Source organism: Orientia tsutsugamushi, assembly GCF_900327275.1.
Classification (GTDB): domain Bacteria; phylum Pseudomonadota; class Alphaproteobacteria; order Rickettsiales; family Rickettsiaceae; genus Orientia; species Orientia tsutsugamushi.
In genome coordinates this window covers 1,369,665-1,391,230 of sequence record NZ_LS398548.1, presented here as the reverse complement: position 1 = coordinate 1,391,230, position 21,566 = coordinate 1,369,665, and the positions used below count along the sequence as shown (strand labels likewise).

Sequence of the window (21,566 nt, the reverse complement as noted above, 5' to 3'; positions counted from 1 at the left end):
TAAATTATAAATTTTTTGAATTCAGTTATCACGATGCCAAAAAAAACTAATCTTGAGTTGCATATCTCTGGTGTTAATGAGTAAAATTTTGCTGTAATTTTTTTTTTGGACCAGCATTTTTTCATCTTATGCATAATCTAGCGTTTATTAACATTGCTGAGAGTTTTTAACAATATTGCCAAATTTAGAATACCTACTATTATAGTACAACTTCACTGTACCAACCTGACCATTACGGTGTTTAGCAACAATTATTTCAGCAGTGTTATAACATTTATTTTGTTTTGTAACCCATTCTGTGTATTCTGGAGTACCTGGATTCGGTTCTGATCTAGACAAGTAATATTCGTCCCGATATATAAGCATTACAATATCGACGTCCTGTTCAATTGAGCCTGATTCTCTCAGATCTGAGAGAATAGGCTTTTTATCTGACCTTTGTTCTACAGCTCTAGACAATTGAGATAACGCAATGATTGAAATATTGAGCTCTTTAGCAAGAGCTTTTAAGCTCTGTGTAATTTCAGAAATCTCCTGCACTCGATTATACTGACTTCCTCTGTTATCAATTTTTATTAGCTGTAAATAATCAATAAATAATATTGCTAAATTATGAGTACGTTTAAGTCTACGAGCTCGAGATCTAATTGCAGATATCGAGATTGCTGGAGCATCATCTATAAAAAAATTCCACTTTTGTATTTCGTCTTGTACAGTCTTTAACTTATCAACATCTTGTTCACCTATTTTACCGTTAAATAATGCAGAGCTATTAATTTCTGATTCTATAGAAAGAATTCGAGTTGAGATTTGCTGAGATGACATTTCTAAAGAAAAGAATCCAACTGATGGTGTTATATTAGAAACTTTGCTATTTTGTTGAGTAGATGATGATAAAAAATATTTACAAGCATTTATTGCTAAGTTAACTCCTAAAGCAGTTTTACCCATTGATGGCCTGCCAGCTAATATTATTAGGTCAGAATTTTTAAATCCTCCAAGCTTTGAATCAAGGTCAAGTAGTCCACTACTAATACCGTTAATAGAGTTTTTATTTTTAATAGCAGATGAAATTGATGTCCATGATTCTTCAATTGAAGTTTGTAATTTTGTAAATCCTTTACTTAAAGTTCATCTTGAACCTAGATCATATAATTGAGATTCAGCAGTTTCGATCTGACTTATAGCTAAATCTGCTAAAGTAGAAGAATACGCATTTGTTACTATTTTTTCTCCAATTTCAATTAAATAACACCTCAGCGCAAGATCATATACTATTTTGCCGTACTCATTAACATTAACTATACTTAATGCTAAAGTTGTAAGTTTAGCTAGATAATCCACTCCACCTATTTTCTCAAATGCGAGTTCATTGCCTAGCATATTTTTGAGCGAAATTACAGTAGCACTAATTCCTTTACTAATAATGAGATTAATTGACTTGTATATTTTGCCATGTAATGGTTCATAAAAATGTTCCGGCAGTAAAAATTCGTTAATGTTATATAGCGCACGATTGTTAATCAGAATTGCCACAAGTATCATTTGCTCTGCCTGAATATTACTTGGAGCAATCTTTGCAAGATCTTTTTCCATATCACCCTTTAAATTTTATTAAAATTACTAAACTTAACTAACTCAAAAGAAAATCCCTGATCTTTAAAAGAGGACTCAAGATCTTTCAGATAGTTCTCTCTGATGTAACTATCTTCAAATTCTGTTTTTGCTTTGATGAATATTTTTTTATTAACACTATCTTCATTTACAACTTTTAATGAACTAAACCATTCTTTATCGATAGCTTGACCATAACATGTAACTAAAGATTCTCGTACTTTGTACCAAGTCGAGTTAGAGCCCAGTTGTTTACTGAGATTCAAGAGATACTCTTCTTCATTGATTTGTTTCTGTGAAACAGTTGTAGGTTGCTCAAATGGTGTAACTTGCAATTCTTGAATTTCGTATCCATATACATCTTGTACAGCTTGTAATATCTTTGATTCATCACATTCTGTTAGTGTGATATTTTTAAGCAACTTAACAAAAAACCTAGTTCGAACCGCTGGCCCAAAACTACAAGAAGTCAAAATTTGATAAGCCATAGCTGCTTCAAAAGAACCAGCAATTTTATGCTTCAACTGACTTTCCTTACTAAGATTTGCGCTTGTTTCAATTTGAGTAAGATATTTTTCCTTATTAAATTCGTTATCAAATCCACAGTTGTCTCTATTTGCCTGATCAGTAGTTCGTAATTCATTCGCTAACACTTTTGCTATATAGTTTAGAACTGATGCTTTACAGCCAAAATGATAATTCGAATATCGACCTGCTAGCTTTAATAGCAATTTGTTGATAAAGTATATGTTAAAAACCTTTATCAGACTTGTGTTGCAGTGCAACTGCATCTTCTGGTGTTAGTGGGTAAAACTCTTTTAGCCTGTACTTTTTGAACCATTCTTTTTTACCATTCGAAGACTTGAGAATCTTTGTTATTAGTGATTTAATGTCTTGATTACAATTTTTAGTTGAAGTTCGTATATCATTTTCAAAATCATCAACATTTTGAAAATTTTGTTCTTCATTTTCATTTTTTTTATTCTCTACTAACTCACCTTCAGTAGATCTAGATATTTTAGATTTTTTTATATATCTATATATGTCCATGAAAAAAGTTTCAGGTTGACCTGAAATTTCTTTCATGTTGGGACGAAATTTTTTTTCTGGTAAGGCTATATTTTCTTCTTTCCCTTTTTCACTATAGTGCTGAAAATTTTTCAGAATTTTTATGCAAGGGACATTACGTAACTTCACATTGTCTTTAATGATTGTCCTATTTTCAATTTCAATAAAACCTGCATCTCTTAATTCTACTAAGCATTGCCTAACTCTTCTTTGACCAACATTCAGCTTATCTTCATAAAGCTGATAACTTTCCTGTAATTCATCTATATCTTTGTTGTAATAGATATGTAGTCTAAATACTATGAATGATAAAAGCTGTTTAGATGTTTTACTTAATGCTTTTCCATTATCTCCAGTTAGCTTTCTCCATTCTGGTGGAATGATATTTCCAATAAAGTTATAAAATATTGTGTCATTATTGTTACTATTTTTTTTAATAATATTACAACTATTAGTTAAAAAATCGAATACTACAGGTCGCATTTTTCATCTCCAAAAATACAGCTATAGTAGGTGTTTTAGAAAATAATTTTTTTACAAATTACCATCAAATTTTTGTTCAAAAGGTTGACAAAAATCATTATGCCAAACCTATATAAATCTTCATACTGATACTATCTGCCTTAGAAGACTAATTTTTCCTATAGAACATCTTTAAATCAATAATAAAGGCGAAATAATGTCAGTTAAAATTACTAAAGGCAATAAAAGCGACCTTATCTGTAGCTTCAGTTTTCTAAAGGCTTATCTGGTAAATTGTTTGGTGATAAAGCTTACATATCTAAAGAGTTATTTCATCAACTGCTGACCAATGGTCTACATTTATTTATAGTCATTTACAATGAAGGAAGTTTGAGTATAGTATTCTGAAAAGAAAATGCCAAAATCATATAGCCAAGACTTTCGGCAGGAAGTAATAAAATGTGTTAATCAAGGAAAAAGTTGTAATGATGCCTCAGTAAAATTTGATATAGCAGCAAACACAGTAAGAAATTGGTATAAAAGATATAAATCAGAAGGTCATTATAAAGAAAGAGATCGTCTTGGTAAAAAAGAAAAAATATATAAGATAGAATTTGAAAAATACATTTCGCTAAATCAAAATCTAACTCTGGCACAAACAGGAAAACATTTTGGAATTTTAATAAGAGTAGCGAGTTATTACATGAAAAAATTCGGCTATAGTTAAAAAAAAACGTTTACCTACATGGAAGCAAAACCAGAAATAAGAGAAAAATATCAACAAGTAATAGGTTCTATACCTAAGGAAAACTTGGCATACATAGATGAAAGTGGCATTGAAATTGAAATGTCTATATGCAATGATAGATGGTGGAGCAAAAAAGGAACTCATGTAAGCAGCAAAAAGAGTGGTAAATATTACGATCGCACAAATATTATAGCTGGTTATGTTAATAATAAATCAATCGCACCTATGATATTTAATGGTGCATGTAATACAAGATTATTTGAAGCTTGGGTGCAGCAGGTATTAATTAATGAGTTAAAGCCTGCTCAGTTTGTAGTAATAGATAATGCTGCGTTTCATAAGTCTAAAAAAACTAAAGAGTTAATAGAATCTGTTGGTTGTAAAGTTATTTTTCTTCCACCTTATTCTCCAGATTTAAATCCGATAGAAAAGTTTTCGGCTAATATGAAGCGGTGGATTAGACATCAAATTACTCAATTTGCTAAATCTTATGATTCTATTATCTCTTTTTTCTATGCTCAAACTTCATTGTAAATGACTATACTAATCTTCGTAAAGATATGAAAACATATTTATTGGACATACAAGATAATCGGTTATTAAATAAACGTTCTTTAATTGAGTCTGTCTTTAATGTACTAAAAAAACATATGCTTTTAGAGCATACTAGACACCCTTCTCCTCTTAATTTTTTTGTTCATATAATTGATTCTCTTGCTAGTTATTCTATCTCTAAACTTAATCCCCATCTTATCTCTTCTTCTTCTCCTGACTCCTTATCCTAACGTTAATAAATTAATAGAACATCTTCTTCAAGGTCCACACTATAATTACTATGAGCCATTCCTTGGTGGATGTACTTTATTTTTTATTTAAAATGTTTTTTCTGACATCAATCTCGATTTAATTACTAGCTATAATACTGTTAAAAATAATCCTAATGAGATCAATCCTCATTATAGATGACTATATATCTGTTTCTTCTCATAATCTGACTTTATTAAAGTTGTTAGAAGTCATCAAACGCGTATCGTAAAGAGATAATACAGGTAAATAAGATATGACAAAGTAAAAGCTTTGCAACGTTTGCTTATCAATTCTTTTAGCTGTAAAGTAATTGCAGTTAGAAGAGTAACGAAAAAACTATGAAAAAGAATATTGGAGCTAATTGCTTTAGGCAAATTTCATATTCCAATACTAAAGTTTGAAACCTGAACAATAAAAATTAGCCTTAAAGATCCTTAAGCTGTATATTGGAGACCATCATGTACAGAGTTCCTAGTGTAGAGAAGATAATAGCAACATTTCTTTGTTCATGTAATTGCTTCTTTCGCAAGTTATTCTTATCTCCAAACTTAATTCAAATTTTATCTACTCTTCTTTTTGCTTATTCTATTCTTGTTGTTACAAAATATGGTAATGACTTAATTTGAACATTACAACTATTATAATAATTTCTGAAAAATAATTTCATCGTTAGTTTTATGCCACAATAATTGCTTTTTTGCATATTTTTCAACTAATTCAATATCATCGCTCTTTCTACCAGTTAAAGTAAGGTATTTTATTATTTCTTGATCGATTGGAAAATAAGCACAAGTTGCTCCAAATTCAGGACACATATTACTAATAATAGCTCTATTATGCAAAGATAAATTATCTACTCCTGTTCCAAAGAGCTCAATAAATTTACCTACTACGACTTTTTCACGCAGTATTTTAGTAACTGTAAGTACCAAATCTGTAGCATTAACTCCTTCTCTTAGAGAGTTGGTTAGCTTTACTCCTATGATCTCAGGTAGGACAAGTAGTATCATTTGTCCTAGCATAGCAGCTTCTGCTTCAATGCTACCTATCCCCAACCAAAGCGCACCTAATCCATTAGCCATAGTTGTATGACTACCTAGACCAACTATGGTATCAGGATAAGCATAAAGCTGACCATTAATATTGTTAGTCCATACTACTTTGCTAAGATATTCTAGGTTAACTTGATGACAAATACCAGTTCCAGGTGGAAATAGACAAAAATTTTGAAACGCATTAGCTCTCCATCTTAAAAATTCATATCTTTCAATGTTGCGTTTAATTTTTAATTCAGTGTTTTTTTGTTTAGCATAGTTTGTACAATAAACATCTACTTGTATAGAGTGATCAATAATCAAATCAATTGGAATTAACGGATTAATTTTATTTATATCTCCACCAGTATGTGCTACAGTATCACGCATAGAACCTAAGTCTACTAATGATTGAGCACCTGTATAATCCTGCATTAATTCTACCTGGCATAAATTCAATTTCATTTTTAACTGCTTTAGGGTTCGCTATCCAATTTGAAAAACTGTTAATAGTTTCTATTACATTGTTATTATTATGGCTGTGTCTTAAGATATTTTCCAAAAGAATTCTTAAGCTATAAGGCATTTGCTTAAGAGAGATGTTAAAATTTTTAGCAGCTTGTACTAAACTGAAGAAAGAATATGTTTTATTATTAATCTTTAATTTCTTTACAATATCTAAATTCAATTTATTTTTGTAAATGATTTTCATATAATTTAGTAAATTCACAAGTTTTAAAACCTTAATATTATAAAATTACTAGTGTTTTGAATGAATTAAAAACTAATCAATATAGCTTATAGTGTTCACTTGTCAAAATATATCACTTATATCATCCAATAATACAGTAATATTTGCCAATCTAAGCATTACTTTATTACCTGGAGCTATAGCAATAATAAGAGGGAAAAATGGTGCTGGCAAAAGTTCATTATTAAAGATAATAGGTAACATACAATCTCCAACAGCAGGCGAAGTATATATTCATAATATTCAAACTAATAAATTACAAAAGCCTTTTTTAGGGTACATAGGGCATCAACTAGGGTTAAAGCTTGACTTAACTGTGGAAGACAATTTAGTTATGTGGGCAAAATTTTATGATTCTGTAACTTTAATTCCAGCGGCCGTAACATATTTTCGATTAACAGATTTCTTATCAGAAAAAGTATATAAATTGTCTAGCGGTATGAAGAAAAAAGTAGCACTAGCACGCCTAATGGCATGTTACTCTAAAATATGGCTTCTTGACGAGGTAGAAACTAATTTAGATGAAGAAAATCGTAAATTAGTTTACAACTTGATAGCTATACATACTAATTCTGGTGGTATAGTCTTGTGGGCTTCGCATTCTCCATCACCATGGTCAAATGTACTGGAAGTTAATTTAGAGCAGTATAAAAAATGAATAGACTATTACTTTTATTAAAGCATGAAATATATATCTACCATAAAGTTTATACTATGCCACAATACATATTTATTCATGCTATAACGGCAATTTTAGCACTGTCAATGATTACAACTCCGCAAAATCTTTCAACTTTTGGCACATTACTAACACTAATAGTATATATCTTAGCAATATTTAATCTTTCAGTTTTTGGGATTAAAAAAGATTTAGAAGACGGTAGCTTAGACAACTTATTGATTGTTGAAAATGCTTATCATATTACTGTCGCAAAAATAATAGGTTTATTTACTGTAGTAATTATACCATTTATTTTAACTATACCAATAATAGCAATATTGTATAATTTAACTTGTGATCAAATTGCAAAACTTCTTTCAAGTTTATTATTATTTCTTCAAATTTCTAGCATCACTACCTTAACATCAATTATTCAATCATATTTTTATGTTAACTCCTATCTGATTTCAGTAATTATTATACCATTAATTATTCCTGGGCTCATTATTACTGGCTTAATTATTGAATATTCTAACAATATTGAAAATTTTTTACCCATTCTAGTAGGAATTACGTTGTTATTCTTATCAATTTCTGTACTATTAGGAGAGTATCTTATCAAGAATATTTATAATATTCAGTAAGAATCTTAATAGAGCAAGAGATTAATTTATAGAATACTCAAACTATTTTAGTTAAGTTGAAAAAAGGTTAAGTTTAACATGCTAAAATATAAAATGATATGATATTTTAACTGCTAGAAATATGAAATTAATTAATTTAATTAAATAATACTAATGTGGTTTTACTATTTTACAGAGCCAATATTTAGATATGTTGGTCGAATTTTTAAAAATCCAATGGCATTGGTACCTTACATTTTTATCAAAAAGTGGACTCTAGCTATCTATACAACTAGCATAATAGTAATATATCTGATTTTTACAAATAAGGTAGTACAAGAAAAATTATTGGTTTTTACTCAAATAATGAATTATGAATTAGGAGAGGCTAAAGCAATTGCTAAACATTGCACTTCGCATCTTGCTAATGGTCAATGGTCTGAGCTATGGAAGTGTATTGGAGATCATCCTAAATATGAATCTACAGAACATGATCAAATTCTTGAAGAAGGAGATGCTCAGGAAATAAATAACGATCTTGAACAAGTAGAAAGGTATCAAGAAATCATTAAAAAAAAAGATCAACGAAATTATAATGATTCTTGTTCAGAATTACTTGCTACTATTAATGTACAGAGTAGCAGAGCTCAGACATTAAGAGAAGAGCGTGAAACATTCAAGAATGAATGTAAAGCATATCGGGCTCAATCAAACAAAATTACAAGTACTGCATTATCTACTGATTCACAAGTGTTAGCACGACAAGAAATATTATTACAAGCAAAGCGACAAGTTATACTACAAAAACAAACAAAGCTAAACACAGAAATGATGGAAACTAAAATGAGAATTAATAGTTTAATTCCATATATTCGTAGTAATATGCGTTCTAGTATTGATCATGAATTTGTTAAGAGACTTCATCAACTAAAAGGATCATTGGATGAAAAGTTAGCAGAAGGATTGAGCTATGAAAGCAATGAGTTAGAGTATCAAGAAGGAGAATTATTAGATCAGGAGCAGAAAATTAAAGAGAAAGAAACTGCAGTAGAAAAAGAATTTCAGCAAAATAAGCATGAAACTAAGGTCTTAGAAGAAACATTAAAAGGAATTATAGAAAATAATAATGATTTTGCTGAAAAGAATAGAATAGAGTTACGGCTAAAGCAGATATCAATACAGCAACAAAAATTAATACAAGAAAAAAAATTATTACATACTAAAATTACTATGTTACAAACACAAAAAGATGAATTATCTCAAAAAAAAGCTGACTTAAAAGCAAGAATAGAAATATTTAATCAAACAAGTTAATAAACAATAGAATTAGATAATAATTTTGCTAAACTGATAAGTTATTGATTTTTTCTAGCAATGGAGTAATATCATAACAATAGGTTGTTATTAACGTTACTAACTATTAAGATGAGTAATATTGATAAGAATATTGAAGCTGCAAAATCTATTGCAGAGGCCAATATTGATAAACGTAGTACAAGGCAAACACAAAAGCTAAATAATGTATCTCTAAATCAAACTTTGAGTTCAGATCTAAATTTATCAACAAGTAATGATGACTCAAATACAAAAGTAACTAGAAGAGATTTTATGGTACTTACAGCTACCAGCATGGCTAGTATTGGAGCAGTTAGCAGTTTATGGCCGTTTATTGATTCATTAAATCCAGCAGCAAATGTTTCAGCTTTATCATCTGTTGAAGTGGATATTGATAAAATTCAGTGCGGACAAGCTATGACAATAAGCTGGCAAGGTAAGCCGGTATTTATTAAGCATAGAACTGATGAGGAAATAAAAGAAGCAAGAGCAGTTAATTTGTCTGAGTTAATTGATCCAGAAGAAGATAATACTAGAGTAAAGTCTGGATACGATCAATGGTTAGTTGTAATAGGAATATGTACGCATCTTGGATGTATTCCTACAGATCGTAGTGGAGAGTATAATGGATGGTTTTGTCCATGCCATGGGTCACATTATGATACTTCTGGCCGAATAAGAAAAGGACCTGCTCCTAAAAATTTAGAAATCCCTCCTTATCAATTTATTACTGATAAAAAAATTAAAATTGGTTAACTGTTGTTTTCTAAGTTTATACTTATGAAAGTCAACTCTTTCTAAGAAAATAAAATGATATACAAAAGTTACTTAGTAAGTATCAGTTAAAGTAAGTTAGTATTATTTCAAAATATACAAAGCTAGAGGAAATAAAATAAATGGAGCATAGTAGTAAAAGGCCGAAAAATTCAATAATAGAATGGATTAATTATAGATTACCAATATTTTCATTTTTTAAGCATTTAGCCTCTTATCAAGTTCCAAAAAATCTTAATTACTTTTGGAATCTTGGATCTATTGCTGGTATTGCCCTAGTAATACAGATTATTAGCGGGATTTTCTTAGCTATGCATTATACTCCTCATGTTGACCATGCCTTTGATAGTGTAGAAAATATCATGCGAAATGTAAATTATGGTTGGTTAATACGCTATATGCATGCAGTAGGAGCATCAATGTTTTTTGCTGTAGTATATATTCATATAGCTCGTGGTTTATATTACGGCTCATATAAGGCCCCTAGAGAATTATTATGGCACATTGGCATTGTGATTTTTTTATGCATGATGGCTACTGCTTTTATGGGATATGTTTTACCTTGGGGGCAAATGAGTTATTGGGGAGCAACAGTAATTACTAATCTTTTTTCAGCAATTCCATTAATAGGTAAGAGCATTGTTACTTGGTTATGGGGAGGATTTTCAGTAGCTAATCCAACCTTAAATCGCTTTTTTGCTTTGCATTATCTACTACCGTTTGTTATTACTGCTTTGGTAGGGTTACATTTAATAGCGCTTCATGTTCATGGTTCTAATAATCCTACTGGAATTGACATTAAATCTAAAAAAGATACTATACCTTTTCACCCTTACTATACTGTAAAGGATTTTTTTGGTTTTGGAATTTACTTTTTAATTTTTGCTGCTTTTATTTTTTATCAGCCTAATTATTTAGGTCATCCTGATAATTATATTCCAGCTGATCCATTATTAACTCCACATCATATTGTTCCTGAGTGGTATTTTTTACCATTTTATGCAATTCTAAGAGCTGTTCCTTCAAAACTTGGAGGAATTACATTAATGTTTTCGTCTATTTTATTACTGTTTTTCTTGCCATGGTTAGACCAATCAAAAGTGAGAAGCTGCAATTATAGACCTATATATCGTATTGCTTTTTGGCTATTTATTATTGACTGTTTAGTTTTAGGTTATGTTGGTGGCAAGCCAGCTGAAGAACCTTATTTGACAGTAAGTAGATTAGCTGCTACATATTATTTTTTACACTTTTTGGTACTAGTCCCTTTTATATCTCGTTACGAGCAGACTTTACCTACTCCTAGTAACATTATCTAAGGAAAAACGTTATTATTGAACCTAAGTTGGATATAACTAAGAAATAAGAGCTGATATAAAGAAAGCGAAAGATGATTCAAACTAAAAAAAAGAAACAAAAATTTTGTTATGCTTAAAAACATAAGCAAGAAATAAAGCAATGATATTAGTTTGAAAATACATAACACAGACCTATGGTGATTATAATCAATATGGAAAAGATTTTTTAACTAATTATTAATAGTTTCTATAATATGCTTTCTATTAAGAAGTAGATATTTTATAGGATGAATTACTTTTTCTTTCTTGTTGAACCTAATTTTTGTGATTAGCTCTAAGCTTTACTTAGCAAGTGATACAGCAAGTTTTTTTTCTAATAAATCAACTATCAGCAAATATCACCATTTACTTTCACGTACTAAATATTTTGCTACTATTCTAGTATCAATACTACAAGTAGTAAGAGTAAAACCTTGTCTACTGATAAATCTGCAAATATATAGTCATTTTCAATGAAGTTTGAGTATAGAAAAAGCGACAATAACATCATAAGATTTACTAACATGATATTTTATACGCAAACTTCATTATAAATGGCTATATATAGAGAAGAGTATTATTTATCCAGATCAGAACCAGATCCTGGTACTGCAGAACACACAGAATAGAATGGAAAGCTAGACGAGATAGATCTCATAACACTGCTGAAATAATTGTTGCTGAACACTGTAATGGACCAGTTGGTACAGTATAGCCAAATTTTTTCATGTAATAACTCTCTACCATTATTGAAATTCCAAAATGTTTTCCTGCTTGTGCCAGAGTTAGATTTGGATTTAGCGAAATATATTTTTTCTATCTTATCTATTTTCCCCTTTTTGCCAAAATGAGATTTTTCTTTATAATAACCTTCTAATTGATATCTTTTATACCAATTTCTTACTGTGTTTGCCGCTATATCAAATTTTACTGAGGCAGCATTACAACTTTTTCCTTGAATAACACATTTCATTACTTTCTCTCGAAAGTCTTTGGATATATGATTTTGGCATTTTCATTTCAGAATACTATGCTCATACTATATTGTAAATGACTATATATGACAACAAAGTACAACTTAAAGTTGACTATATTTCTATATCCTATATGTTAATGCTGAACTTTTCATTAAAAATGAAATAAAAATTAGCATTATTCAAGAGAATAAAAAATTTGCAGTTAATCCAATTTTTATATTTATAGCTTACATTGTTAAGGTAGTCACACTTTGTGAAATGATATTTTTCATTTCACAAAGTGTGAGATAAGTCTGCTCTTTACGTATTTCATTTTTTCCTTTTATCAAAGTGTAACTACATTAACAGTGTAAGCTATATAACTAAAGTTTTTAATGATTTGTACTTATTTTGAAAAATCTTAAATAAACTTACAAACGATTAATCACTTGAGACCTAAACAGCCTAAAATACTAACTAATACGTGTAATCTAGAAGAATATCTTAATCATAATGCCGAAGTAAAAGATATGCTGGAAAAACTTCCAGCAGTTAAGAAGTATATTCACAATATTCTTAAAAGTCATCGTTATTTTGAACCAGATTTTACGCTTCTATTTGCTAAAACAGGTAATATCTATACAAGTATAGAGTATGTTAAAATACTGATACAACATGGTACTATTTCAGCATCTAACATTTCTAGTCTCTTACATAATCATACAACAGCAACAGTAAAAATATTAGCACTGCTATTACCTAAATTAACAGATTCTAGAGTAAAATGCCTAAAGAAATATGGTATCCCTTTTTCTAGCATTGTCAGTATTTTAAGAGATGAGTTACCTAGTAATCTACCAAATAGTTTAGAAAAAATATTAGATACATTATGCATCCTAAGACCAGATGGCACTTATACAATATCAACTCAGTTAACAAAAATATTAGAATGCTGTAAGTGTCAATTTTCTAGTATTACTGTTATCTTACGTGGAATGCCCCATAATACTAGCGATGCTTTAGAAAAGCTATTAAAGGTATTAGAAGGCCCTAGAATACAAGAACTAACTAAGCTTGGAATTCGATTTTCTAATATTAGTAGCATTTTAAATGGAGCTGGTGCAGCTGGCCCACAAGCTCTAGAAAAGCTATTAAAGGTATTAGAAGGCCCTAGAATACAAGAACTAACTAAGCTTGGAATTCAATTTTCTAATATTAGTAGCATCTTAGCTGGAGCTGGTGCAGCTGGCCCACAAGCTTTAGAAAAGCTATTAAAGGTATTAGAAGGCCCTAGAATACAAGAACTAACTAAGCTTGGAATTCAATTTTCTAATATTAGTAGCATCTTAGCTAGAGCTGGTGCAGCTGGCTCACAAGCTTTAGAAAAGCTATTAAAGGTATTAGAAGGCCCTAGAATACAAGAACTAACTAAGCTTGGAATTCAATTTTCTAATATTAGTAGCATCTTAGCTGGAGCTGGTGCAGCTGGCTCACAAGCTTTAGAAAAGCTATTAAAGGTATTAGAAGGCCCTAGAATACAAGAACTAACTAAGCTTGGAATTCAATTTTCTAATATTAGTGGCATATTAAATGGAGCTGGTGCAGCTGGCCCACAAGCTTTAGAAAAGCTATTAAAGGTATTAGAAAGTTCTAGAATACAAGAACTAACTAAGCTTGGAATTCAATTTTCTAATATTAGTGGCATATTAAATGGAGCTGGTGCAGCTGGCCCACAAGCTTTAGAAAAGCTATTAAAGGTATTAGAAAGTTCTAGAATACAAGAACTAACTAAGCTTGGAATTCAATTTTCTAATATTAGTCACATCTTAAATGGAGCTGGTGCAGCTGGCCCACAAGCTTTAGAAAAGCTATTACAGATATTAGATAAAAAAGCACTTATGTTACTGCAGAAATATGAAATCAAATTTTCTAATTTTTGTACTATTTTAAGTAGTGCTAGAGCTAAGATAACAGAGACTGTTCAAGAGGTATTAGAAATATTATCAGATCAGCAAAAAAATAAGATCGGTAAGAAACAATTTTTTCAGAATATTGCAAAATTTGCTAAAAGTGGCTCTAAGACTCAGGCTATCTTCAAAGAATTTTTGTCATCATTATCATATGATGATACTACACAACAAACAGAAGAAGATACTGATACTACTAATCAGCTTGAACAACAAGATGATAATATACAAGAATTGCCAAGTACTTCAACGAAAGAGTATAGTACTACTAATATTGAGATGATGGAATCTGCTGCTATATCTTCATCAGATTCAGAAGAAGTGCTTAAGTTAGTTACGGATGTTATAAGTCAAGATTGTGGATCTTCTTCTAGCACTACAGCAGATATAAGTCCTAATATTTACATGGCAGAAGAAGAATATATTAATAGTATTATTCCAGATTTTGAGCAACAAAGTAGTAATATATTATCTGATCCTGATGATGATTATTCTAGAGCTTATAACGAAGGCATGCAATTTGGACTAAACCATAGTTATGCAAGTATCTATGCTTCTATTGTTAGCAAGCATATGGCTCATGGAATAACGGAATATTCTGCTAAAATTTTTGCTCAAAGCTATATTGAAGGTTTTAGTTCGTCTATTGAAAATCATCAAAAGGGAGAATGTCATGCTCACAACTATGCTGAAGCTTACGCTGATTGTCTAAGTAGTGGTAAAAAACCAGAGTATGCTAGAAACTATGCTGAACTTTTTGCTGATGCTATAGCAAGTGGAAAAGATCATGATTATGCTCGAAACTACGCTGATGCTAATGCAGATTTTATATTTTTTGAAGAATCTGAAGCTACTCAAGAGCATATTTTGGAGCAAATGAGTGCTAATATTGATAGTCTTATTCCAGATTTTGAGCAACAAAATAGTAATATATTATTTGATCATGATGATGATTATTCTAGAGCTTATAACGAAAGCATGAAATTTGGACTAAACCATAGTTATGCAAGTATCTATGCTTCTATTGTTGTTAAGCATATAGCTCACGGTATAACTGAACATTCTGCCAAAGATTTTGCTCAAAAATATATTGAAGGTTTTAGTTTGTCTATTGAAAATCATCAAAAGGGAGAATGTCATGCTCACAACTATGCTGAAGCTTACGCTGATTGTCTAAGTAGTGGTAAAAAACCAGAGTACGCTAGATACTATGCTGAACTTTTTGCTGATGCTATAGCAAGTGGACAAGATCTTGATTATGCTCGAAACTATGCTGAAGCTAATACAGATTCTATGTTTTTTGAACAATCTGAAGCTACTCCAGAGCAAATTTTTGAGCAAATGAGTGCTAATGTTGACAATACTGGAGGTAGTATTTTTAATAATAATGTTGAACAATAGATTAGCACTACTAACAAAGATATAATTTTTTAATCTTAGTTTGATATAAGAAAAATAGCAATAGGAATAAGTATTAACCAGATTATGTAACTGTTACTCATCTACAAGATGATTAATTTTTATAATACAATGGTAAAATTTACTATTGTTTATTTGCAATAATTACATTGTAGTATAGCTTAATTTATAAACACTTGATAAAGTTTTCTATTACATAGAAAGTCTTTGTTAGCTAGATAATAATAGTTTTATTTGTTTTTTTATGTACATTTTTATTTTTTAATGTTTAACTAACAGTTGTAATACTTGCTCTGTTTATAGTTTGAAATTCTACTCGTATCAAACTCGGGTTATATATAGGTAAACTGGTATACCAGTAGTAATAAAAAATAAAGATGATAATAACATATACCAGCCTGATCCTAGCATAATCCATATACAAAATGTTAAAGCAATAACACTAATAATAATGCTGCTATAGTTAATTTGTTTATGATTTGAAATAGATAGAATTTTTAAATAGCTAATAGTGCAAATAGCATAAATCCATAAGAATGCAACAACAGATATGTTAATCACGAAATTTATTTGTTCAGCTAAATTTGAATTTATAGTACAAAGTATTAATACTACCATTCCTAATGATGAAATAATGATTCCCCATATTGGAGCTCCTTGTTGATTTGTTTTTAAAAAAAGTTGAGGAAATAATTGATCATTAGCAGCTCCTAAAGCTATTTGACCACTAGTTAAAATCCAAGCATTTAGAGTACTTAGACAGATTATTATTGCTGTAAATGCGATAATTTTATTCCAATGACCTCCAAGAATAATATTTGCAGCTTCAGCAAATGGTGCTGTAGATACTTTCAAAATATTATTTGGAACTGTTCCTAATATTGCTATATTCGATAGTAAATACATTGCTATGACACAACTAGTACCAATAATAATTGCTCGCGGAATAGTTTTAGTTGGATTTATAACAGCTTCAGCTGGTGCTGTAGCTGTTTCAACTCCAATAAATCCCCAAAATGTTATAAAAGCCGCTGCTTGTAAAGCTTGTAGATAGGAGTGTATGGTATAATTTTCGTTAATGAAAAAATAGCTATAATTAATTGAAGGTATACAAATAAGCGGTAAAATTACTAAGGAAGGTATTTTAAGTAAGGTAAGCGCAAAATCTAACCATCTAGAAGCATATAATCCATTAAGGTTTAATAGCATTGATATAATTGTTATTGCGACTTTTAATGTTATGGTAATATATATGTTGTAGCAATCAAATATGTAACTGATATAGCTAACTGCAGTCAATACAAGTGCTACAGAACTAATCCAAGATATTATCCAGTAAGTCCAGGCAGTAAAAAATGCTGCTTTTATTCCGAAAGCTTTATAAACAAAAGCATGTGGTCCTCCTGTCTTAGGGAATTGTCTGCATAAGTTCGCAAAAATCAGTGCTAAAAGTGTTGCACATAAGCCAGTTAACAACAAGCTTAGAATTCCAATATAACCAAATGGTGCTAAAGTGCTTGGTAAAAGAAATACACCAGAGCCAACTTGGCTGCTTATTACAATTGATAAAACTGACCAAAAACCTATTTTTTTTACTGTTGACATAAAAATTAAAGTTATATTAAATTTATAGGATAAAAATATTTTTATTGAATATTAATAATAGTAACTTTTTTAAATAGTGTAACTAAGAATTTAGATATAAGAAGCTATTGTTTCTGCTATAAGTTTAAAAAATATTACTATAAACCAACACGAGTTTGATATATTCATAGGCTAGTAAAGAAATAGAAAGATGATTTAAACTTGAAAAAGAAACAGAAATTTTATTAGTTTTAAAAAGATAAGCAAGCAATGTACAGAAAGGAGATTAGTTTGAAAATTCATAACACCTATGGCGAGTACGATTAATATGGAAAAGATATTTTAACTGATTATTAATAGTTTCTATAATATGTCTTTTGTTAAGAAGCAAAGTTTTTATATGATGAATTACTTTTTCTTTCATGTTGGATCTAATTTTTATGATTAGCTCTAAACCATGATTAGCAAGTGATACAGCAAATCTTTTACTAATAAATCTGCGATCATTAAATAGCCATCCTTTAAGTTTCGTACCAAATGTTCTACTACTGTTCTATCATCAATATTATCATGAGTTAGAATAAAAGCTCACATTCAAAAACAATTCTGTAGAACTCTTACCAATTCGTACTATATTTTGAAATGTTTTATGCTTATAAATTCTCGAATTATATATTATTTATTGTGTTTTGAAGAATAATTCTTCAGTTGATGCTAATGTTTTAATTGCATATCAGAAAAAATATATAAAAACCTGCATTTTTTTTATAAAATTATTTTTTCTTTAAAACAAGTAACTTAAATTTATAGTTGATAAACTTAAAGTAAGCTACAAATGAACCTACTTTTTACAGTCTCATATAGCTAAACTATTATAAAACAGTTGTAATAGTTTAGCTATCACTATAAACTAGATATGCTTTTCAAAAAGTATATAATATAACTGTTTTATAGTGGCTTAGCCATATAACAGAATCGTGAAAGCGATCAGAACTGGCAGAAAAATTCTTGCATTGGCAGCTTTATTAACTGCAGCATGTAAAGGTAATATATCAAGAATGTGATGGAAAGAAATAAGCTTTTTGGAAAAAATATAGCGTATACCAAAAACTAAGAGTAAAAGTGGAAAAACGATATTTGAATACTTAAAGCAACACTCAATGTAAATTGGTATTGCTAAGCCTAATAGACAATAGCAAACACTTATCACATTCAGCAGTACACAATAATTTGTAAAAAAGCTGGAATAGTAGTATTAAATCAACGGAAGTTTATGCACGAACTAGTGTGAATACAGTAACAGTGTATACAAATAGAGTTGTAAATAAGACGTTGACTATAGATGATTCAAATGTTCATCCAAATAAAATCATATCGAAAATCTTAGTATCATTAGGTTGCGAAGAAGAAAGATTGAGAATAAAATAGCTTAGCTAAAAAGTAAAGCCTGCTATAAGGTAGATTTTGCATGCATCATACAAATGGTATAAGTGAGCTAGCTATTGAAAAGAACAGAGATGGAAAAATACAAGCCTAAAACATACCAAGTATAGAGCCTTGAGTATATTGCAGTAATGTAATAGACAAAGCATAGGTAGGCAGATATGTGATAGGTAGTAATTTCCAACTTTGTTCTTTTCTTTCAACAGCTAGCTCATATATACTTCGTAGTGCGTATCAATTACTATTAGATACATACAGTTTATATTGTAATATATTTTTGTAATATGAATTGTTGTATTTTTAGCAAATCAAACCAGCAAGCTTTTTTTTGTAAAGGCTGTCTTAACATATATGCTGGGTGAAAAATAGCAGTAATAGGAATCGAGAAAGTTAGATAACAGTTTTTGTATAAAAAATATTCTTGTCTGATTTTGGAAATTTTAACATGATCTCCTAACATGCTTGTTGCTGCAGTACTTCCAACCAATATTATCAGCTTGGGATTGATTATAGCAATGTGTTTTTCAACAAATGGCCTGCAAATTACCAACTCATCAGATGTAGGTCTGCGATTAGCTGGTGGACGCCAAAACACTGTATTAGTAATATATACATTTTTAGTGCGTGATAAATTAATGGATTGTAACATATTATCAAGTAACTTACCACTTTCGCCACAAAAAGGAATACCGTGTTTATCTTCATTTTGCCCTGGAGCTTCACCTATAAGCATAATTGGAGCTGATGGAATACCATCTCCAAATACTGTATTTAATGCTGTTTTTTTGAGCAAGCAGCCATCAAAAGAAGTGACTGATGATTTTAAATCTTCTAATGTATGCACACTATCTGCAAGTTGCCTTGAATCTGATAATACAGCTAAATGTGTGTTTTGATTATTATTAAATCCAGCTGAATTTTGAGCTATTAATGTTTTAGCTTTGCTAATACTAATAGAATTACATTGATCCAAAGATGCTGTACCATCATAAATTATGTTATCATCAATACACATGTAGCTATACCATTTTAATGCTTTAACAGCTGAAATGAATTTATGATTCATGAAACATTACCTTAATAAATCTTATCAAAAATATCACTAAGTTTTTAGATTAAACCTTACTTATAAAAATGAGCTTAAAGCATTTTAACACTTGAATTAAATAAGTATATAAAAATTTTCAAACCAAGGACTTAACTTGTATAATGAAGGAACACTGCAATCATTAGACTTCTTTCGAAAGTAGACAATGATGTAGAATAGTGTTATAAAGATCTGATTTGAGGTAATAATGAAATTCGATCAGATTAAAGAGTTAAAGGATGAAAAATTTCGTTGATTAACAGTGGTAAGGAAGGGAACATTCTCAAAGATGGTGGATATTTTTAGGCAAGCTGATTGTCTTAAGAAATCAAAATGTGTGGGTAAAAATAGCTCAATTTGGATGAACAGTTGCTGATGGTCTTAGAATACCTTAGAGAATACCGCACTTATTTCCATATATGCCAGAACTATGGGATTAGTGAAAGTTCAGCATATAAAGCTGTAAAATGGGTAGAAGACACCCTAGTTAAACACCTAAACTTTGCTCTTACAGGTCGTAAAGCTATAATGAAGAGTGATATGAATTATGAAGTGGTCTTGATTGATGCTACTGAGACTCCTATAGAAAGACATAAAAAAAACAAAAATTCTATTATTCAGGAAAGAAGAAAAGGCATACACTAAAAACTCAAATAGTGGCAGACAAGAAAACGCATCAAGTAATATGTACAGATTTTTCTAACGGTTAAAAACATGACTTTAGATTATTTAAGGAATCCAAAATTCTTATTCATCCTAAGGTTAAAGCGATTACTGATACAGGATATCAAGGTATACAAAAAATTCACAATAATTCTGAATTACTAAAGAAAAAAAGCAAGAAAAATCCTTTAACTAAAAATGATAAAAAGAATAATTGTAGATTAGCAGGAGCAAGAGTTGTGAATGAAAACGTTATTGGTATGCTAAAACGGTTCAAAATTATTGCTGACAAATAAAGATTCGGTCTTAGATTTAATTTGATATCTGGCATTTATAATTTTGAACTACATTAACCAGTTTTGAAAGAGGTCTATTGCTTCTTGATGTTGTCCAAGTTCGTATAAAGAAATTCCCTTAGCATAATAACGCTAATTTAGGATAAGTGATTAGAAGAGAAAGAAGAAGAGATAAGATAGGGATTAAGTTTGGAGATGGAATAACTAGCAAGAGAAGCAATTATATGAACAAAGAAGTTAATATGAGAGCGATGTCGAGTATGCTCTAAATGCATGTGTTTTTTTAGTACATTAAAGACAGACTCAATTAAGGAACGTTTATTTAATAAAAGCTTATCATCTATGTCCAATAAATATGTTTTCATATCTTTACGAAGATTAGTAAATAAACGTAGACCATTGGAGAAGAGTTGATGAAATAACTCTTTAGATATGTAAGCTTTATCACCAAACAATTTACCAGATAAGCCTTTAGAAATAACTGAAGCTACAGATAGATCGCTTTTATTGCCTTTAGTCGTATTAACGCATTATCTGAAAGGAGAAGAGATTGGTATATATTACATCGATTCTACAAAGTTAGCAATTTGTCATAATAAACGTACATCCAGCAATAGAGTTTTTAACAAAATTTCTAAAATTGGTAAAAGTAGTTATGTTTTGTTCTTACTCTTTAAGCTTCATCTTATAATCAATAAGATGTGCTATAGGTAAAAATGCAAAGGTAGATCAAATATAAGGAAGAAGAAAAGTTAATTTTTATTAACTTCTACACTTTATAGAACCTACTATTAACTTGTGTTAATTTTTATTAATATTTTTAATCAAGCTTCAACCTTAACTATAAACATATTTGCAATATTTGTCAATATAACAAAAAAATTAAAGCAAAAGGTTGACAAAAGGTTGACAGAAAATTTAGGAAATTGGTGATCAG

The 21,566-nt window shown here is 29.8% G+C and carries 16 protein-coding genes and 7 pseudogenes; 14 read left to right on the top strand and 9 right to left on the bottom strand.

Annotated features, from left to right (window positions below; translation table 11 throughout):
- Positions 1–147: 147 nt before the first annotated feature.
- From DK405_RS07340 to DK405_RS14235, 3 genes and pseudogenes are all read right to left on the bottom strand, one after another.
- A pseudogene (locus DK405_RS07340) lies at positions 148–1,596 on the bottom strand (replicative DNA helicase).
- An 8-nt stretch (positions 1,597–1,604) separates the two neighbouring features.
- The gene (locus DK405_RS14240; protein WP_231967698.1) at positions 1,605–2,345 is read right to left on the bottom strand and encodes a DnaA N-terminal domain-containing protein; all 741 of its coding nucleotides are present in this window, start codon (positions 2,343–2,345) and stop codon (positions 1,605–1,607) included.
- A gap of 19 nt (positions 2,346–2,364) precedes the next feature.
- Complete coding sequence (locus DK405_RS14235; RefSeq protein ID WP_231967696.1) at positions 2,365–3,165, bottom strand: hypothetical protein; 801 nt, start codon at positions 3,163–3,165, stop codon at positions 2,365–2,367.
- Between the two features lie 175 nt (positions 3,166–3,340).
- Here DK405_RS14235 and DK405_RS07330 point away from each other — a divergent pair.
- From DK405_RS07330 to DK405_RS15805, 6 genes and pseudogenes are all read left to right on the top strand, one after another.
- Positions 3,341–3,510: pseudogene (locus DK405_RS07330) on the top strand (transposase); the annotation flags it as partial.
- 49 nt (positions 3,511–3,559) lie between these two features.
- Complete coding sequence (locus DK405_RS14230; RefSeq protein ID WP_045913000.1) at positions 3,560–3,871, top strand: IS630 transposase-related protein; 312 nt, start codon at positions 3,560–3,562, stop codon at positions 3,869–3,871.
- A gap of 18 nt (positions 3,872–3,889) precedes the next feature.
- Positions 3,890–4,426 (top strand): IS630 family transposase, encoded by a 537-nt coding sequence (locus tag DK405_RS14225; protein ID WP_064612841.1) that lies wholly within the window; start codon positions 3,890–3,892, stop codon positions 4,424–4,426.
- Positions 4,427–4,431: 5 nt separating this feature from the next.
- Positions 4,432–4,677 (top strand): annotated as a pseudogene (locus DK405_RS07320) (transposase); the annotation flags it as partial.
- A gap of 1 nt (position 4,678) precedes the next feature.
- Positions 4,679–4,843, top strand: a pseudogene (locus tag DK405_RS14220) (DNA adenine methylase); the annotation flags it as partial.
- Between the two features lie 102 nt (positions 4,844–4,945).
- Positions 4,946–5,041, top strand: coding sequence for a reverse transcriptase N-terminal domain-containing protein (locus DK405_RS15805; RefSeq protein ID WP_080946459.1), 96 nt, complete (start codon positions 4,946–4,948; stop codon positions 5,039–5,041).
- Between the two features lie 296 nt (positions 5,042–5,337).
- Here DK405_RS15805 and DK405_RS07310 read toward each other — a convergent pair whose 3' ends face one another.
- Positions 5,338–6,198 carry an aconitase family protein gene (locus DK405_RS07310; protein ID WP_064612842.1) on the bottom strand — a complete coding sequence of 287 codons (861 nt, stop codon included), beginning with the start codon at positions 6,196–6,198 and terminating at the stop codon, positions 5,338–5,340.
- 338 nt (positions 6,199–6,536) lie between these two features.
- Between DK405_RS07310 and ccmA the strand changes: the two genes are divergently transcribed.
- The 5 genes from ccmA (at position 6,537) to DK405_RS07285 (ending at position 11,196) form a co-directional block, all read left to right on the top strand.
- The gene (ccmA, locus tag DK405_RS07305) at positions 6,537–7,142 is read left to right on the top strand and encodes a heme ABC exporter ATP-binding protein CcmA (protein WP_045912587.1); all 606 of its coding nucleotides are present in this window, start codon (positions 6,537–6,539) and stop codon (positions 7,140–7,142) included.
- Positions 7,139–7,789, top strand: a complete 651-nt coding sequence (locus tag DK405_RS07300; protein ID WP_045912586.1) for a heme exporter protein CcmB — start codon at positions 7,139–7,141, stop codon at positions 7,787–7,789. Before ccmA ends, DK405_RS07300 begins: the two co-directional genes overlap by 4 nt.
- A 153-nt stretch (positions 7,790–7,942) precedes the next feature.
- The gene (locus DK405_RS07295; RefSeq protein ID WP_045912585.1) at positions 7,943–9,082 is read left to right on the top strand and encodes a DUF2670 domain-containing protein; all 1,140 of its coding nucleotides are present in this window, start codon (positions 7,943–7,945) and stop codon (positions 9,080–9,082) included.
- 111 nt (positions 9,083–9,193) lie between these two features.
- Positions 9,194–9,859, top strand: coding sequence for a ubiquinol-cytochrome c reductase iron-sulfur subunit (gene petA / locus DK405_RS07290; protein ID WP_108839724.1), 666 nt, complete (start codon positions 9,194–9,196; stop codon positions 9,857–9,859).
- 140 nt (positions 9,860–9,999) lie between these two features.
- A complete protein-coding gene (locus DK405_RS07285; RefSeq protein WP_045912584.1) occupies positions 10,000–11,196 on the top strand; it encodes a cytochrome b in 1,197 nt (398 codons plus the stop codon).
- A gap of 595 nt (positions 11,197–11,791) precedes the next feature.
- Here DK405_RS07285 and DK405_RS07275 read toward each other — a convergent pair.
- Positions 11,792–12,187, bottom strand: coding sequence for a helix-turn-helix domain-containing protein (locus tag DK405_RS07275; RefSeq protein WP_045912583.1), 396 nt, complete (start codon positions 12,185–12,187; stop codon positions 11,792–11,794).
- A 432-nt stretch (positions 12,188–12,619) separates the two neighbouring features.
- Between DK405_RS07275 and DK405_RS07270 the strand changes: the two genes are divergently transcribed.
- On the top strand, positions 12,620–15,538 hold the full coding sequence (locus tag DK405_RS07270) for a hypothetical protein (RefSeq protein ID WP_052691703.1): 2,919 nt from the start codon (positions 12,620–12,622) through the stop codon (positions 15,536–15,538).
- 339 nt (positions 15,539–15,877) lie between these two features.
- Here the strand turns inward: DK405_RS07270 and DK405_RS07265 are convergent, their stop codons facing one another.
- From DK405_RS07265 to DK405_RS07250, 3 genes and pseudogenes are all read right to left on the bottom strand, one after another.
- The gene (locus DK405_RS07265; RefSeq protein WP_045912582.1) at positions 15,878–17,161 is read right to left on the bottom strand and encodes an amino acid permease; all 1,284 of its coding nucleotides are present in this window, start codon (positions 17,159–17,161) and stop codon (positions 15,878–15,880) included.
- A 265-nt stretch (positions 17,162–17,426) separates the two neighbouring features.
- Positions 17,427–17,672, bottom strand: a pseudogene (locus tag DK405_RS15800) (transposase); the annotation flags it as partial.
- A gap of 1,170 nt (positions 17,673–18,842) precedes the next feature.
- Entirely contained in the window at positions 18,843–19,649 is an 807-nt protein-coding gene (locus tag DK405_RS07250; RefSeq protein WP_045912581.1) for a uracil-DNA glycosylase, read from the bottom strand.
- A 283-nt stretch (positions 19,650–19,932) separates the two neighbouring features.
- Here DK405_RS07250 and DK405_RS07245 point away from each other — a divergent pair.
- Positions 19,933–20,629: pseudogene (locus DK405_RS07245) on the top strand (IS5 family transposase).
- Positions 20,630–20,766: 137 nt separating this feature from the next.
- On the opposite strand, the pseudogene DK405_RS07240 reads toward DK405_RS07245, so the two are convergent.
- Positions 20,767–21,156 (bottom strand): annotated as a pseudogene (locus DK405_RS07240) (transposase); the annotation flags it as partial.
- Between DK405_RS07240 and DK405_RS07235 the strand changes: the two are divergent.
- Entirely contained in the window at positions 21,137–21,343 is a 207-nt protein-coding gene (locus DK405_RS07235) for a transposase (RefSeq protein ID WP_410522040.1), read from the top strand. The pseudogene DK405_RS07240 and the gene DK405_RS07235 overlap by 20 nt on opposite strands.
- Positions 21,344–21,566 lie beyond the last annotated feature (223 nt).